Origin of the sequence: Pseudomonas phytophila (assembly GCF_025643095.1) — a bacterium.
In the GTDB taxonomy this organism is placed as follows: domain Bacteria; phylum Pseudomonadota; class Gammaproteobacteria; order Pseudomonadales; family Pseudomonadaceae; genus Aquipseudomonas; species Aquipseudomonas quasicaspiana.
Genome location: NZ_CP081201.1, coordinates 5,245,053 through 5,260,445, shown reverse-complemented (window position 1 = coordinate 5,260,445; position 15,393 = coordinate 5,245,053). Strand labels below are relative to the sequence as shown.

Annotated in this window: 13 protein-coding genes and 1 pseudogene; 9 read left to right on the top strand and 5 right to left on the bottom strand. The window is 55.5% G+C overall.

The genetic code is table 11. From position 1 onward, the window contains the following. The first annotated feature begins 746 nt into the window (after positions 1 to 746). From K3169_RS23795 to moaE, 5 genes are all read left to right on the top strand, one after another. Positions 747 to 1,883: a polysaccharide deacetylase family protein gene (locus K3169_RS23795; RefSeq protein ID WP_263268292.1), complete on the top strand. Its 1,137-nt coding sequence runs from the start codon at positions 747 to 749 to the stop codon at positions 1,881 to 1,883. A gap of 332 nt (positions 1,884 to 2,215) precedes the next feature. Then, entirely contained in the window at positions 2,216 to 3,610 is a 1,395-nt protein-coding gene (locus K3169_RS23790) for a PhoH family protein (protein ID WP_027900702.1), read from the top strand. 177 nt (positions 3,611 to 3,787) lie between these two features. Continuing rightward, on the top strand, positions 3,788 to 4,276 hold the full coding sequence (gene moaC, locus K3169_RS23785; protein ID WP_027900704.1) for a cyclic pyranopterin monophosphate synthase MoaC: 489 nt from the start codon (positions 3,788 to 3,790) through the stop codon (positions 4,274 to 4,276). Continuing rightward, positions 4,273 to 4,518: a MoaD/ThiS family protein gene (locus tag K3169_RS23780; RefSeq protein ID WP_231675420.1), complete on the top strand. Its 246-nt coding sequence runs from the start codon at positions 4,273 to 4,275 to the stop codon at positions 4,516 to 4,518. Before moaC ends, K3169_RS23780 begins: the two co-directional genes overlap by 4 nt. 2 nt (positions 4,519 to 4,520) lie before the next feature. After that, complete coding sequence (gene moaE, locus K3169_RS23775) at positions 4,521 to 4,970, top strand: molybdopterin synthase catalytic subunit MoaE (RefSeq protein ID WP_231675421.1); 450 nt, start codon at positions 4,521 to 4,523, stop codon at positions 4,968 to 4,970. Positions 4,971 to 5,077: 107 nt separating this feature from the next. On the opposite strand, the pseudogene rhlB reads toward moaE, so the two are convergent. Together rhlB and K3169_RS23765 are read right to left on the bottom strand one after the other, a co-directional pair. Further along, a pseudogene (rhlB, locus tag K3169_RS23770) lies at positions 5,078 to 6,358 on the bottom strand (ATP-dependent RNA helicase RhlB); the annotation flags it as partial. Positions 6,359 to 6,933: 575 nt separating this feature from the next. After that, on the bottom strand, positions 6,934 to 7,590 hold the full coding sequence (locus K3169_RS23765; RefSeq protein WP_231675423.1) for an alpha/beta hydrolase: 657 nt from the start codon (positions 7,588 to 7,590) through the stop codon (positions 6,934 to 6,936). A gap of 480 nt (positions 7,591 to 8,070) precedes the next feature. On the opposite strand from K3169_RS23765, the gene K3169_RS23760 reads away from it, so the two are divergent. The 4 genes from K3169_RS23760 to K3169_RS23745 all read left to right on the top strand — a co-directional run bounded on the left by K3169_RS23760 (position 8,071) and on the right by K3169_RS23745 (position 12,234). After that, positions 8,071 to 9,099 (top strand): amino acid ABC transporter substrate-binding protein, encoded by a 1,029-nt coding sequence (locus K3169_RS23760; protein WP_027900709.1) that lies wholly within the window; start codon positions 8,071 to 8,073, stop codon positions 9,097 to 9,099. A gap of 70 nt (positions 9,100 to 9,169) precedes the next feature. Next, positions 9,170 to 10,351, top strand: coding sequence for an amino acid ABC transporter permease (locus K3169_RS23755; protein WP_027900710.1), 1,182 nt, complete (start codon positions 9,170 to 9,172; stop codon positions 10,349 to 10,351). A gap of 10 nt (positions 10,352 to 10,361) precedes the next feature. After that, positions 10,362 to 11,459, top strand: a complete 1,098-nt coding sequence (locus K3169_RS23750) for an amino acid ABC transporter permease (RefSeq protein ID WP_027900711.1) — start codon at positions 10,362 to 10,364, stop codon at positions 11,457 to 11,459. Between the two features lie 10 nt (positions 11,460 to 11,469). Next, positions 11,470 to 12,234, top strand: coding sequence for an amino acid ABC transporter ATP-binding protein (locus K3169_RS23745; RefSeq protein ID WP_027900712.1), 765 nt, complete (start codon positions 11,470 to 11,472; stop codon positions 12,232 to 12,234). Positions 12,235 to 12,545: 311 nt separating this feature from the next. Here K3169_RS23745 and K3169_RS23740 read toward each other — a convergent pair whose 3' ends face one another. From K3169_RS23740 to K3169_RS23730, 3 genes are all read right to left on the bottom strand, one after another. After that, entirely contained in the window at positions 12,546 to 13,226 is a 681-nt protein-coding gene (locus K3169_RS23740) for a hypothetical protein (RefSeq protein ID WP_263268287.1), read from the bottom strand. 164 nt (positions 13,227 to 13,390) lie between these two features. Next, positions 13,391 to 14,095, bottom strand: a complete 705-nt coding sequence (locus K3169_RS23735) for a DUF4225 domain-containing protein (protein WP_263268285.1) — start codon at positions 14,093 to 14,095, stop codon at positions 13,391 to 13,393. After that, complete coding sequence (locus K3169_RS23730) at positions 14,095 to 14,577, bottom strand: Hcp family type VI secretion system effector (RefSeq protein WP_122703910.1); 483 nt, start codon at positions 14,575 to 14,577, stop codon at positions 14,095 to 14,097. Before K3169_RS23730 ends, K3169_RS23735 begins: the two co-directional genes overlap by 1 nt. Between the last annotated feature and the right edge of the window lie 816 nt (positions 14,578 to 15,393).

Below are 15,393 nucleotides of genomic sequence, written 5' to 3'. Positions count from 1 at the left end.
TCGGGGGCACGCGGCGAACCGACGTTCACGCATAGCCGGTAGGAGGCAACTTGTTGGCGAGGGGGGCTGGCGCGTTTCTTCAGGCATACCGCCTCGCGAACAAGTTCGCTCCTACCGGGCAGCTCCTTGTCGGGGGCACGCGGCGAACCGGCATTCACGCATAGCCGGTAGGAGGCAACTTGTTGGCGAGAGGGTTGACGCGGTTCTTCAGGCATACCGCTTCGCGAACAAGTTCGCTCCTGCCAGGTAGCGCCTTTTCACGGATACGCGGCGAACCGGCATTCACGCATAGCCGGTAGGAGGCAACTTGTTGGCGAGAGGGCTGGCGCGGTTCTTCAGGCACACCGCTTCGCGAACAAGTTCGCTCCTACCGGGTATCGTCTTTTTACGGGCACTCGGCGAACCGACGTTCACGCATGGCCGGTAGGAGGCAACTTGTTGGCGAGAGGGTTGACGCGGTTCTTCAGGCACACCGCCTCGCGAACAAGTTCGCTCCTACCGGCATCGCCTTGTCAGTGGCACGCGACGGACCGACATTCACGCATAGCAGGTAGGAGGCAACTTGTTGGCGAGGGGGGCTGGCGCGTTTCTTCAGGCATACCGCCTCGCGAACAAGTTCGCTCCTACCGGGTAGTGCCTTGTCGGGGGCGCAGACGCATTTGTATCGGCCCGGACACAAGCCCAACCACTCATATCAGCTATAGTGCGGCGCTTATCCAGGTTCGATGTTCAGGGAGCGATTGGTGTTGCGTAAGTTTCTAGCAGTGTGCGCGTGTCTGTTCAGCGTTCAGGCCATGGCGGCTCCGCCTCCGGTTGCAACCATTGACCGTAGCCTTTGGCCGGAGCGGCTGGAATCGCCTGATCTGTTCGATGTGGCATCCCGTGCGGAGATTCTCGGCTTTGCCCACGAATTGCTGGCTAGCGAAGCACTGGACGAGGAGGGGCTCAAGAAGCGTCTGGGGCTCAGGTACGTTAACGTGCCGTCACTGAATCTGCTTCGTCACCGTCTCTGGAATCGTTTGCTGGAGGGTTACCAGAGCGCGCAATTGAGCTGCCCCCAGGACGCATCGTTCTGCGTGTTGGTCGAGGACATGGACCAACTGCGCCAGCGTGCCGCCGAATTCACCATCGCCAGCGATTCGTTCTACGCCAACTGGGCTGCGCCGAGTGCGACCTTTCATGAGCGCTATCTCAACGAACTGATGTACATGGCGGCGTTATTCCCGCAAACCAGCAGTGAAATCGCCCTATATAACTCTGATGAGTTGAGCGGCGATGAAATGGCTGACCGTACCTTTCAGATGAATTTCGAAGGTGGCCCCACCGGCGCTGACGGGGGCACCGACTGGCTGACTGACTTCATGCGTCAGCAGAAGATGAACGCGACGTTCTTTGTATTGGGTAAGAACCTGCAGGAACGCCTCGCCGCGAGTAACGGCACCGCGTTGCAATCGCTTTATCGTCTGCAGTGCGTCGGCATTCAGGGATGGGAATATCGCTCGCATAGCCAGTGGCTGGAGTGGCAAGACTCGGTGCGTCGAAGTGAAGGCCTGACTCAACAACTGCTACCCGACAACTTCATCCCGCTGTTCCGTCCTCCCTACGGCCATCGACGTGCGGACAGCGGGCAGTTCTTTCGTGATCAGAATCTGCGGGTGTCGCTGTGGAATATCGATGCGCAGGACAGCAATGGTCGACTGACGTCCGAGCAGATAACAGACCGGATTGTGAACCTGATGTTGCTGTGGCGGCGAGGGACAGTGGTGTTTCACGACGCCAGTGCGAGGGTGCAGTCGGCAGTGCCGCTGTTACTGGCAAACACCGCGCAAAGCGAGCTGATCTGGGACGATTGCCACAATATCCCTGACAAGCCCGCAGAATAAGGGCTTGCGTTCATTTTCCGGGAAGGATGAGGCGAATTTTCCGACGGTTTTGGGTAGAGCGGACTTCCGACTGTAAACGGGCTTGGGCAGGTCGCCAAGGGCTATTCGTCATACTGTGAAATAAACTTCAAAAAAGTGTCAAAGTGCTTTTTTCTGTCATGTGTTTTGCGGTATTACCACTATCAGACCGCCGAAACCTGCAACACAGGTGGCGTCCTCCAAGACTCCATCTTGAGCATTTCTCTCCTGCCCTAAGGAGAGAGCCCGGCGGCCTTTTCGTGGCGCAGTGTGAGTGGTTCTGCGTCACCTGGCTTTTATAAAGGTGAGCGAGTATGGATGATCACGGACGCACCCCTTCTTCTACCCAGCCAATCCTTTACGTGCTCGATACCAACGTACTGATTCACGATCCAAATGCACTGCTGAATTTCGAAGAACACCGCGTCGCCATCCCCATGACCGTGCTGGAAGAGCTGGACAAGCTCAAAGCCGGTAAACATTCGGTCGCTGCCGAATGCCGTCAAGCCATCCGCCTGATCGACAAGACACTGGGCGAAGCCACGCCTGAAGAAGTCGAGAAGGGCGTACCCATCGACCGTGGCACCGGAGTCTTCAAGGGCTTCCTGTCGATCATGATGAGCAAACGCGAGGAGCCCAACAGCCTTCTGCCTGAACACCTCAACGACAACATCATCATCAACCAATTGATTGACCTGCATGCGCGCGACAAGGACTTGCGTCTTGTGCTGGTCACTAAAGACATCAACATGCGTCTCAAGGCGCGTGCCTGCGGGATCGCTGCCGAAGACTACAGCACCGACCAGTTGGTCGATGACGTGTCGATGCTGTCCCGTGGTTATCACAACGTGACCGGGTCCTTCTGGGACCGGGTCAGTAAAGTCGACACCCGTCAGGATCACGGCCGTACCTGGCACCGCGTGCAAATGACTGAAATGCTGCCGTCGGTACACATCAACGAGTTCATCATCGACGAGCAGGGATTTGTCGGCTGGGTCAAAGGCGTCAAGGCCGACGAACTGATGATCCTCGACATGCACCAGGAGCCACTGCTACATCAGGAAGCCTGGGGTCTCAAACCGCGTGATATCTACCAGGGCCTGGCGCTGTTTGCCTTGCTTGACCCGGATATCCATCTGGTCAACCTGTCCGGCGCTGCCGGTTCCGGCAAGACCATTCTGGCGCTGGCTGCGGCCATCGAGCAAACCATGGTCAGCAAGCGTTATCGGCGCATTATTGCGACTCGTAGCGTGCAGGGTCTCGACCAGGAGATCGGCTTCCTGCCAGGCACCGAAGCAGAAAAAATGGAGCCTTGGCTGGGCGCCATCACCGACAACCTCGAAGCCTTGCACATGGATGACGAAAACACCCATGGCAGCGTTGATTACATCCTCAGCAAAGTGCCGTTGCAGTTCAAATCCCTCAACTACATACGGGGTCGCAGCTTCCAGCAAAGCCTGATTTTGATCGATGAATGTCAAAACCTGACGCCGCACCAGATGAAAACCATCATCACCCGTGCCGGCGCCGGTTCCAAAGTGGTCTGCCTGGGCAACCTCGCGCAGATCGATACTCCATACCTGTCGGCCACCAGTTCCGGGCTGACCTACCTGACGGAGCGCTTCAAAGACTTCCCGAACGGCGTGCACATCTCGCTGCAAGGCGTGCCACGCTCCATCCTGGCTGAATATGCGGAGTCGCATTTGTAAGCATTGAAGATCCCCACCCGTGGGAGCGAATTCATTCGCGAAGAGGCCGTTTCAGGCACATAAATGTGTCGGTTGGGATGGCCTCTTCGCGGATGAATCCGCTCCCACAATTGTTTCATGCCCTGTCGGTTGCTTTGTTTAGGTTTACAATCCCCGCTCCTGTTCAGGAGTAACGCTGTGCTCACTCATCTAGATTCCCAAGGTCGCGCCAATATGGTCGACGTCACTGATAAAGCTGTGACGTCCCGTGAGGCGGTGGCCGAAGCATTAATCCGTATGCTGCCCGACACCCTGCAAATGATCGTCAGCGGTGGGCATCCCAAAGGGGATGTGTTTGCCGTGGCGCGTATTGCCGGCATTCAGGCGGCTAAGAAGACCAGTGATCTGATCCCGCTGTGTCACCCTTTGATGTTGACCAGTATCAAGGTGGAGCTCAGCGCTGAAGGCGAAGACGCTGTCCGCATCGTCGCCCGCTGTAAGCTGGCCGGGCAGACCGGTGTAGAAATGGAGGCGCTGACCGCTGCCAGCGTCGCTGCGCTGACCATCTATGACATGTGTAAGGCGGTTGATCGCGGCATGGTCATCGAGAACGTTCGCTTGCTGGAAAAGCTCGGCGGCAAAAGCGGCCACTTCATTGCCGACGAAACGGCACCGGAGGCTCCATGAGCATCAGCGTCCAGTATTTCGCCCGTTACCGGGAAACCCTGGGTACTGACGGTGAGCAGGTTGACGGCGAGTTCGCCACTATCGACACACTGCGCTTGCACTTGCTTGAGCGCGATGGCGTATGGCAGGTATTGGCCGAGCAGAACCTGATGTGCGCTCGCAATCAGGAGCTGTGTCAGTTGGATGAGCCGTTGCAGGCCGGCGACGAAGTGGCATTCTTCCCGACCGTGACCGGAGGCTGAGCATGGCGATTCGGGTTCAGGCGGAACCGTTCGATCCAGGCTTTGAAGTCAACGCTCTGCATGCGGCTAACGTCGGCATCGGCGCGGTGGTCAGCTTTGTGGGCTACGTACGGGACTTTAACGAAGGGCGGGAAGTCTCGGGGATGTTCCTGGAACACTATCCCGGCATGACCGAAAAGGCATTGGGCAAGATTGTGCTTGAGGCCGAACAGCGCTGGCCATTGCTCAGGCTGGAGGTGCTGCATCGGGTTGGCGCGCTGGAACCGGGGGAGCCGATTGTGTTTGTCGGCGTTGCCAGTGCCCATCGTCAGGCAGCCTTCGAGGCCTGTGATTTCGTGATGGACTACCTCAAGACCCGTGCACCGTTCTGGAAGAAGGAAAACACGTCAGAAGGGCCGAAATGGGTCGAGGGGCGGGCGAGTGATAAAGCGGCGGCGGGGCGGTGGGAATAAACAAGCCTGTAGGAGCGCGCTTGCCCGCGATTGGATGTACCAGGCGACATTTTCATCGACTGGACTGACGCTATCGCGGGCAAGCGCGCTCCTACAGGGAGTGAGCGCTACTGAGGCTGTGCTGGCTTACGCACCACCGTACGCAACAACTCGGTCGGCGGTGTTTCGCAGCTGATCTTGCGACCCAGCTTCTCTTCAATCGCAGGCAGTTGATAAGAGTCATCTTCACCGGCGAAGCTGATCGAAACACCTGCTGCACCCGCCCGGCCTGTACGGCCAATGCGGTGCACATAGTCGTCAGGCACTTCCGGCAGCGTGAAGTTGATCACATGACTGATACCGTCGATATGAATCCCGCGACCGGCGACATCGGTGGCAACCAGTACGCGAATCTTGCCTTCGCGGAAGCCTTCCAGCGTTTTGATGCGTTTGTGTTGTGGCACATCACCTGACAACTGCGCGGCGTTCACCCCATCACGTACCAGGCGTTCTTCGATACGACGTACTTCGTCCTTGCGGTTGGCAAATACCATGACGCGTTCCCAGCCGTTGTCGGTGACCAGGTTGTAGAGCAACTTGTATTTATCGGCACCGGCGACCGCGTAGATATGCTGCTCAACGTTTTCGCTGGCAACCTGCTCGGCTTCGATTTCAACGATGGCCGGTTCGGTTGTCCATTGTTTGGCGAGGTTCATCACGTCTTCAGTGAAAGTGGCGGAGAACAGCAGGGTCTGGCGTTCGCCTTTGTGTGGCGTCTGGCGAATGATCGAGCGCACCTGCGGGATGAAGCCCATGTCGAGCATGCGGTCGGCTTCGTCGAGGACCATCACTTCGACCATGTCCAGATGCACTTCGCCGCGCTGGTTGAAGTCCAGCAAACGGCCAGGGGTGGCGACCAGAATGTCGCAATGACGGGCTTCAAGCTGTTTGAGCTGTTTATCGAAGTCCATGCCGCCCACAAACGTCATGACGTTCAGGTCGGTGTACTTGGTCAGGTCAGCAGCGTCCTTGGCGATCTGCACCACCAGTTCCCGGGTCGGGGCGATGATCAGTGCGCGAGGTTCGCCCATATAGCGCTCTTTGGGCGGTGGTGTCTGAGTCAACTGCGAGATGATCGAGATAAGGAACGCTGCGGTCTTTCCGGTACCGGTCTGCGCGCGGCCGATGGCGTCTTGGCCCTTGAGGGTGAACCCCAGCACCTGTGCCTGAATCGGCGTGCAGTAAGGGAAACCGAGGTCTTGAATCGCGTGCATCAATTCGGGTGCGAGGGCGAAGTCATGAAAGCGGGTTTTGCCTTCCTGAGGTTCGACGACGAAATCTTCGAGTTTCCAGGGAATAACGACCGGCTTGGGCGCACGTTCGCGACGTGGGCGCTCGGGTTTGGGTTTGGCGACGACGGCAAGGTCTGCCGTTTCAGCCAGTGCACTCGGCTCTTTATCGTCTGCACGGGGTTGGGCAGGTGCCTTGGCTGCAGCGCTGCGATCCCTTGAGTGGCCTTCAGTCTTGCTTTGCGGGGCAGGGGAAGGAGTAACAGGGCCAGCAGCGAGCGGCTCAGCCTCGCTTTTACCGAACATCTTTTTAAGTGCTTTGAGCACGGTCATCTCATCAGTTGGTTAAGGAATGTACGCCCAGCAGTGTAAAGCAAGAATCGGGCGCGGCGTAGTGTCATGCCAAACGGGCTACATATGCCCCAATTTGTGGGACCGGCTTTGACCGGGAGGGCGGAGTCTCTGACCAGGCAGGCCCTGCGTCTCACCAACAACCTGGCTCTTATAAAACAACAAATAACTATCTGATTTTGAATGCTTTTTACTATACGAGCGCGCTTGCCCGCGATAGCGTCAGCATAGGCGATAGATTCATCGACTGATGGACCGGATCGCGGGCAAGCGCGCTCCTACAGGTCCCGTTTGCCGTGAGGCAGCGTGCCGCTCCCGGGGATTTGCGCCCTACAAGCTCCCAATCAGATGAGCTTGTCGATCAGCCAGGCACGAATGTCAGAAATCTCCTGCGGTAACACTTGGTGTTCCATTGGGTATTCCTGCCATGTGACGGTTACGCCTTGAGCCTTCAAACACTCATAAGCCGCCAGCCCCATGGATTTCTGGACCACGTTGTCGAATGTGCCATGCAAACAGCACACCGGAATGCGTTTCTGACTATCCGAAAGCTGTAATTGATCGCCAAATGTCGGTGCGTAAGTGGAGAGGGCAAGTACCCCGCCCAATGGACCCTGCCAGCGCTTGAAAGCGGTATGCAGCACCACCGCGCCACCTTGGGAGAACCCTGCGAGGAAGATCCGCGCCGGGTCGATTCCGCTGTTGCGTTGGCCTTCTACAAGGTCGAGAACTGTCTGCGCGGAAACCTCCAACTGGTCGTGATCGATAGCACGGGCGGGGCTCATGGCCCTGATGTCGTACCAGCTCGGCATCTCATAGCCGCCGTTGATCGTCACGGCCTGGGTCGGTGCCTGAGGCAGGATGAAGCGGGTAGTAAGCAGCGATTCCTGAAGTGCTTCAGCGACCGGCATGAAGTCATAACGATCTGCGCCAAGGCCATGCAGCCAGATAACGCATGCGTCTGGAGTGTTAACAGGTTCGAGAATCAGAGGGTTGGTCATGAGTGCTCTATCCGGGTGCGCTCGCTCTTTTGCAGTGCGTTAATGCGGTGCGCGTGTTGTTAAAAATGAAAGAAGATGTCGCAAGGTTACAAGTTTTTCTCTTGACCTGTCGCTAATTCGACATCGCCACCATGCTGGTACGGCGTTTGCTATGAAAAACCGGGGAGTGAAGCGCTTACCTCGTTCGGTAACACTATTGTGCTATTACCGAGACTCAACGGGGGCAAGCACGGAGTCCATGCATCAGGATTCACGGCACGGTTCATCCTGTACCGGATTGGTTCAGGAACATCATGGGGCTTGAATCCTGTAGGCCGTCTAAGATCATGAGGCGAGCGATGAGATGACCTCACGCTCGGCTCATGAACTGGCCTGAAAGTCGGATGACCCAAAAATAAGCCAGCACGGGTCGTCAATGCCTCACAAGGGTGCGACGGGATTGAAGCGCCTAAACAACAAAGAGCAAAACTGGAGGTTTGAATGAAGATGTTGAAATCCACCCTGGCTGTAGTAGCCGCCGCAGCAGCACTCGGCGTGAGCAGTTTTGCTCAGGCAGGCGCAACACTGGACGCCATTCAGAAGAAAGGCTTTGTACAGTGCGGCGTCAGCGATGGCCTGCCAGGTTTCTCCGTTCCTGATGCTACCGGCAAGATCACCGGTATCGACGCCGACGTCTGCCGCGCTGTTGCTGCTGCCGTTTTCGGTGACGCCACCAAAGTAAAATTCAGCCAGCTGAACGCCAAAGAGCGTTTCACCGCGCTGCAATCGGGCGAGATCGACATTCTGTCGCGTAACACCACCTGGACCAGCTCCCGCGATTCGGGCATGGGTCTGGTTTTCGCCGGTGTGACTTACTACGACGGCATCGGCTTCTTGGTAAACAACAAGCTGGGCGTCAAAAGCGCCAAGGAACTGGATGGCGCAACCATCTGTATCCAGGCTGGTACTACCACCGAACTTAACGTTTCCGACTACTTCCGTTCGAATGGTCTGAAATACACCCCGATCACTTTCGACACCTCTGACGAAAGCGCCAAGTCCCTGGAAGGCGGCCGTTGCGACGTACTGACTTCCGACCAGTCGCAGCTGTACGCACAGCGCAGCAAACTGGCCAGCCCGGCTGACTACGTGGTTCTGCCAGAAGTGATCTCGAAAGAGCCACTGGGCCCAGTCGTACGTAAAGGCGACGAAGAGTGGTTCTCCATTGTGAAATGGACCCTGTTCGCAATGCTCAACGCCGAAGAAGCCAAAGTGACTTCGAAAAACGTTGAAGCTGAAGCCAAGTCCACCAAGAACCCTGACGTTGCCCGTATGTTGGGTGCTGATGGCGCTTACGGTGCCGACCTGAAACTGCCGAAAGACTGGGTAGTGCAGATCGTCAAACAAGTCGGTAACTACGGCGAAGTGTTTGAACGCAACCTGGGCGAATCGACCCCGCTGAAAATCAAGCGCGGCCAGAACGCTCTGTGGAATGCCGGCGGCATCCAGTACGCTCCACCAATTCGTTGATTGACCCGACGCCCGACAGCCTTCACCGGCTGTCGGGCGTCGTTTTGTTTCATTTTTCCTGGGGCACTTCATGGAAAAGCAAATCGTCGCACCCAAGCAAAAGCTCTCCTTGAGCGACCCAAAAGTGCGCGCGTGGTTATTTCAGATCATTACCGTACTGGCGGTGGTCTCGTTGGGCTGGTTCATGTTCGACAACACCCAGACCAACCTCCAGCACCGTGGTATTACCTCGGGTTTTGGATTTCTTGAACGCAGTGCCGGGTTTGGCATTGCGCAGCATTTGATCGATTACACGGAAGCGGACAGCTATGCCCGGGTGTTTGTCATCGGCTTGCTTAATACGCTGCTGGTGTCGGTCATCGGTATTTTCCTGGCCACGATCCTGGGCTTCATCATTGGCGTTGCACGCTTGTCACCGAACTGGATGATCAGCAAGCTGGCAACCGTCTATGTGGAAGTCTTCCGTAACATCCCGCCGTTGTTGCAGATCCTGTTCTGGTACACCGCTGTGTTCCTGACCCTGCCGGGTCCGAGACAAGCGCACGGTTACTTCGACATGTTCTTTATCAGCAGCCGCGGTTTGAACATGCCAAGCGCCGTCGCCGCGGAAGGTGCCTGGCCATTCGTGACCAGCATCATCGTGGCTATCGTCGCTATCGTGGCGATGACCCGTTGGGCCAACAAGCGCTTTGAAGCCACCGGCGAGCCGTTCCACAAGTTCTGGGCTGGTCTGGCGCTGTTTCTGGGTATTCCGGCTCTGAGCATGCTGATTTTCGGTGCCCCGGTGCATTGGGAAGTGCCAGAGCTCAAAGGCTTCAACTTTGTTGGCGGCTGGGTACTGATTCCTGAACTTATCTCCCTGACCCTGGCCCTTACGGTCTACACCGCAGCGTTTATCGCGGAAATCGTGCGTTCGGGTATCAAGTCGGTCAGCCACGGTCAGACGGAAGCAGCTCGCTCCCTGGGTCTGCGCCCTGGGCCGACCCTGCGCAAGGTCATCATCCCGCAGGCGCTGCGTGTGATCATCCCGCCATTGACCAGCCAATACCTGAACCTGGCGAAGAACTCCTCGCTGGCGGCCGCTATTGGTTACCCGGAAATGGTTTCGTTGTTTGCCGGTACCGTGCTTAACCAGACCGGTCAGGCCATCGAAGTTATTGCCATCACCATGAGCGTGTACCTGGCGATCAGTATCAGCATTTCCCTGCTGATGAACTGGTACAACAAGCGCATTGCGCTGATCGAGCGGTGAGGAAACGCGCATGACTACTCATACTTTCAAACCTGACATGCCACCACCGGGCAAAGTATTTGGCCCGGTAGCGTGGATGCGGCAGAACCTGTTCTCCAGCTGGATCAACACGCTGCTGACCTTGTTCTCGCTGTACCTGATTTACCTGGTCGTTCCGCCGATCCTCAGTTGGGCTTTGCTGGACGCCAACTGGATCGGTACAACACGGGCTGACTGCACCAAGGACGGCGCGTGCTGGGTGTTTATCCAACAGCGCTTCGGCCAGTTCATGTACGGCTACTTCCCGAACGAGCTGCGCTGGAGGGTAGACCTGACTGCCATTCTGGCAATCGTCGGTGCGGCACCGCTGTTTATCTCGAAGTTTCCGCGTAAAGCGATTTACGCCATCGGCTTCCTGATTGTTTACCCGATTGTTGCTTTCTACCTGCTGAGCGGCGGCGCGTTTGGTCTGACCCACGTGGCCACCAGCCAGTGGGGCGGCCTGATGTTGACGCTGGTAATCGCCACCGTCGGTATCGCCGGTGCATTGCCTCTGGGTATTTTGCTGGCGCTGGGTCGTCGTTCCAACATGCCTGCGGTGCGCGTGGTGTGTGTGACGTTCATCGAGTTCTGGCGCGGCGTGCCGTTGATCACCGTGCTGTTCATGTCGTCGGTGATGTTGCCGCTGTTCATGCCGGAAGGGATGAACTTCGACAAGCTGCTGCGGGCGTTGATTGGCGTGATCCTGTTCCAGTCGGCGTACATCGCTGAAGTGGTTCGGGGTGGCATGCAGGCAATCCCTAAAGGTCAGTACGAAGCTGCCGCGGCCATGGGCCTCGGTTACTGGCGCAGCATGGGGCTGGTGATTCTGCCGCAGGCGTTGAAGATGGTTATTCCCGGCATCGTCAACACCTTCATTGCCCTGTTCAAAGACACCAGTCTGGTGATCATTATCGGCCTGTTCGACCTGCTCAACAGCGTCAAGCAAGCCACCGCCGACCCGTCGTGGTTGGGTATGGCCACCGAGGGCTATGTCTTCGCAGCCCTGGTGTTCTGGATCTTCTGTTTCGGTATGTCCCGCTATTCCATGCACTTGGAACGTAAGCTGGACACAGGCCACAAGCGTTAGGAGTTTTGACATGAGTGAAGTTATCACCAAGCCTCTGGGCGCCGAAGGCATGATCCGGATGGAAGGCGTCCACAAGTGGTACGGCCAGTTCCACGTGCTCAAGGACATCAACCTGAACGTGCGTCAGGGCGAGCGTATCGTGTTGTGCGGCCCGTCTGGCTCGGGCAAATCTACGACCATTCGTTGCCTGAACCGTCTGGAAGAGCACCAGCAAGGCAAGATCATCGTCGATGGCACCGAACTGACCTCGGACCTGAAGCAGATCGAAACCATCCGCCGCGAAGTCGGCATGGTGTTCCAGCACTTCAACTTGTTCCCGCACCTGACCATTCTGCAGAACTGCACACTGGCCCCGATGTGGGTCCGCAAGATGCCGAAGAAAAAGGCCGAAGAAATCGCCATGCACTACTTGGAGCGCGTACGCATTCCGGAGCAGGCGCATAAATTCCCGGGCCAGCTTTCCGGCGGTCAGCAACAGCGTGTGGCGATTGCCCGTGCCCTGTGCATGAAGCCGAAAATCATGTTGTTCGACGAGCCGACCTCGGCACTCGACCCGGAAATGGTGAAAGAGGTTCTGGACACCATGGTAGGCCTGGCAGAAGAAGGCATGACCATGCTCTGCGTAACCCACGAAATGGGCTTCGCCCGCACCGTGGCCAACCGCGTGATCTTCATGGACAAAGGCGAAATCGTCGAACAGGCTGCGCCGAACGACTTCTTCGACAATCCACAGAGTGACCGTACGCGTCTGTTCCTGAGCCAGATCCTGCATTGATTGGTTGAGTGATGGACTGAGAAACCCGGACGTTGTGTTCGGGTTTTTTTATGGGTGTCAGGTAAGGCTGGAACTGGCATTCACGGGTAGGAGCGAACTTGTTCGCGAGGCGGTTTGTCTGGTAGCACTGACCTCAGAGGTTTTCACCGATCTCTTCAGCCGTCTTATTGGTCTGGTGCTTTGTTTAAACATAGAGTGTCGGCAGATAGAATAAGTGGCAGCCAAAGATGAAAAGTAGGTTAAATGTCAGGCTGGTCATGATTTTTATTCTTCGCTCGTCTGAAAGTGCCTTGATAAGTGAAGCGGAAAAGTTATTTTAACTTTTTCATTTCTGATTTTCTCTTGAAGCCATGATGGATAACTGTCCCGAAAAGCCACAGAGCCAGGAAAAATATATAGATTATCGCTTTTGCGAGATTTCGCCATGGTGACGTTTGGACGTCGAAATCGGTAAGCCTATCAAGTAAAACTATTGCCATGGTGGCGCAGTAGATAGTCATAACCAGCAAAATCCAATTCGGTTGTAAGTCTCGTAATATGTTCCAGAGTTTTTTGCCAGCTGGGTTTAATACGCGATGTTGTTCTTTTAAAAAGTTAGGGCTGTAACGCTTCACTCTATGATATTTGTACGTGATGTAGGTTCCAGTTGCTACTAAAACCAAATATAAAGTCGCTCCCAAGAATATACGTGTAGGCATGTCTACCGATTCGGTAGGGATTACTTGGATTAGGAGGACGCCAATCATCACGGTGTAGAAAGCGGACGTCGCCAGTATGATTGTCGTCCATTTTGCGAAAAAAAGGCCTCGATTTATGGTGATGTCAAGTAAAGTCATGAAGCTGTTGCTGAATGCTAATGAGGGAGTTGTGTCGTGGAAAGCTTTGGCGTCGAGCATGCCAATATGACGGCAGTGAAAAAAAGAAAAGACAAGGCCTAAAAAAACTATCCAGGAATTTTCGAAAGTTTCTATTAGCGGGAATTTTCCTACCATGAAAAAATTCATCTGTACCAGCGCTAATGTAATGTTGTAAATAAAACCCAACTTGAACAGGAGTCCGCGGTGACGAGCTTTTGATATGTATCCTGATAGCAGGAGTGAGGGTAGGAAGCACGCCATGCTTAGGCATAAATAGCTTAGGTGTTGAAGTGTTGAACTCATTTTATTTTTTGCCACTCGTCTAGCATGCATTTCGTCGTAATTGTGCCGGCCGCAGCATCAATTCCCAGTACGGTCTTAGAGGATTCCTTGTATGCCCTAACGTAGTCACTATCGATATGTCGAAATAAACGCCACGCGTCCTTTTTTACGGTAAGTCTGTATGCGCCGAATACAGATAGTCCGACGTCGACAGCTCCATAAGCAATATTACCTGCGGTCTTGCTTCCGCTAAAATATTCAGAGACCACCTGATAGGGGACTCGACCCCAGCCCTCAGTGTCAGATCTTCCTTCAAGTAGATTATTGCCATTTTCATATAGGTTATTCAAGCCGTGTCCGATGACGATAGCGGCGGGTGCACACATCCACCCAACTGTGCCGACGCATATCCCTACGCCTCCTGTGACTTGAAGCCCGCCAGCGATTAGCCCAATACTTTGGGTAGCTATTCGTACTGATTGATCCCTCAAACTCTCCTGCTCACCCTCCAGCGCCTTAACCCCCTCCGTAACACTCTTCCTTCCACCCTCAACATCCCGAACAATCCCCTGTGCGTAATAAGAAACCTCTCTATTAAATTGCAGCCGCAACATACCGTCTTGAATATGCTGCATGCTCAACGTGCAAGCATGATTCGTCAGCGCAATAGCCGCCTGTTTAAGCTGCTTATTCTCGGAAGTGTTCGATCTGGGATCTACCATCAGGACTCGCCCCAATAGCTATAACCACTTGTCCCTGCGGCGTGGTGGGTCCAACTGATGTCGCCGTAGCGGATGGCGAGTTGTTCGACGGGTTCGGCGTCGTTATCCAGGGTGACGTGAGGTGTCTGGACAATCAGATTTTCGATGACCGCTTCCGTGATCTCGACGCTGTAGAACTTCTCCTGGCTGCCATTGGGCGTGGTGCGATAGAAATCGATCTTGCAGGTGACGGATTCCCGTTGCGCCAAGGCCTGGGCCAATAAAGGTGATGACTTGTCGATGTTCTTGGTAATGACGACGGGCATGTGCGTGGCGCGGTCGATGTTCGCGACGTTGGCCATTTGGTGCGTGTAGGACAGCACCATGATTTCGTTCTGGTGTGCTTCCTGGCATTTATTACCCATGGACTCAGGGGTCGAACAGCCTGCGGAGATATCGCCCTGTTCCTTGCCCTTGATGGTCATGTAGATGGGATGAGCCATGGAGTGATCGCCTGAAATAAATGGGCGGTCAGTTTATGGACGGGAGATTCAGGGTTATGTAGGGCATTTCTGTGATTGTTGAAGGGCTTTGCGCTGATAGTATTTCGAGCATCCAGTGGGAGCGAATTCATTCGCGAAGGCGGTGTATCAGGTTCGATGTGTTTTGTTGACCCAGCGACTTCGCGAATGAATTCGCTCCCACGGTTGTATCAGGCTTCCTGTTTATTCAGGGATTTCTCCACCGTCCCACAGGCCATATCAATCAAGTGCACCACCGAAAAAACGCCAGGTCACGTTTGCTGCCACTCAGTTGGTCGGCGGATTCATAGGCAATCGAAAGGGGGCGGCTGTGCAGCAGGTTAGTAGACCGGACAATAGGAAAACCGGCGCACCCGAAGATGCCCTGCGCACAGCCACCGTAAAGGTGAACACCTGTGCGCCTATTGGTCCGGGCTACTAAACCCGATCGCTGATGTGCAGCGACGGAGGCAGCCTGGTGAGACGGATTTGCAGGCGCAAGTGAGGGACAAGTTTCTCGGAAAGGTCTGGCAGTGGGAAGGGATCAGGTCTGGCAAATGTGTTGCGGCAAGTGGCTTCAGGGCAGAAGCAGGGCTGATGATGTTTCCAGTGGCGCGCAAATCTGTGGGAGCTGGGCTTGGTCTGGGCGGCATTCCGACGATGAACGATAACTCATTGTAAGGCTTGACACCTTATCGCCCATATCGCGGGCAAGCCTCGCTCCCACAGGTTCTCTGTTTAGCGCTCCATAGTGCTGTGTCAGAGACATCTCACAGGAGATCGCATTTCAGTTCAGGG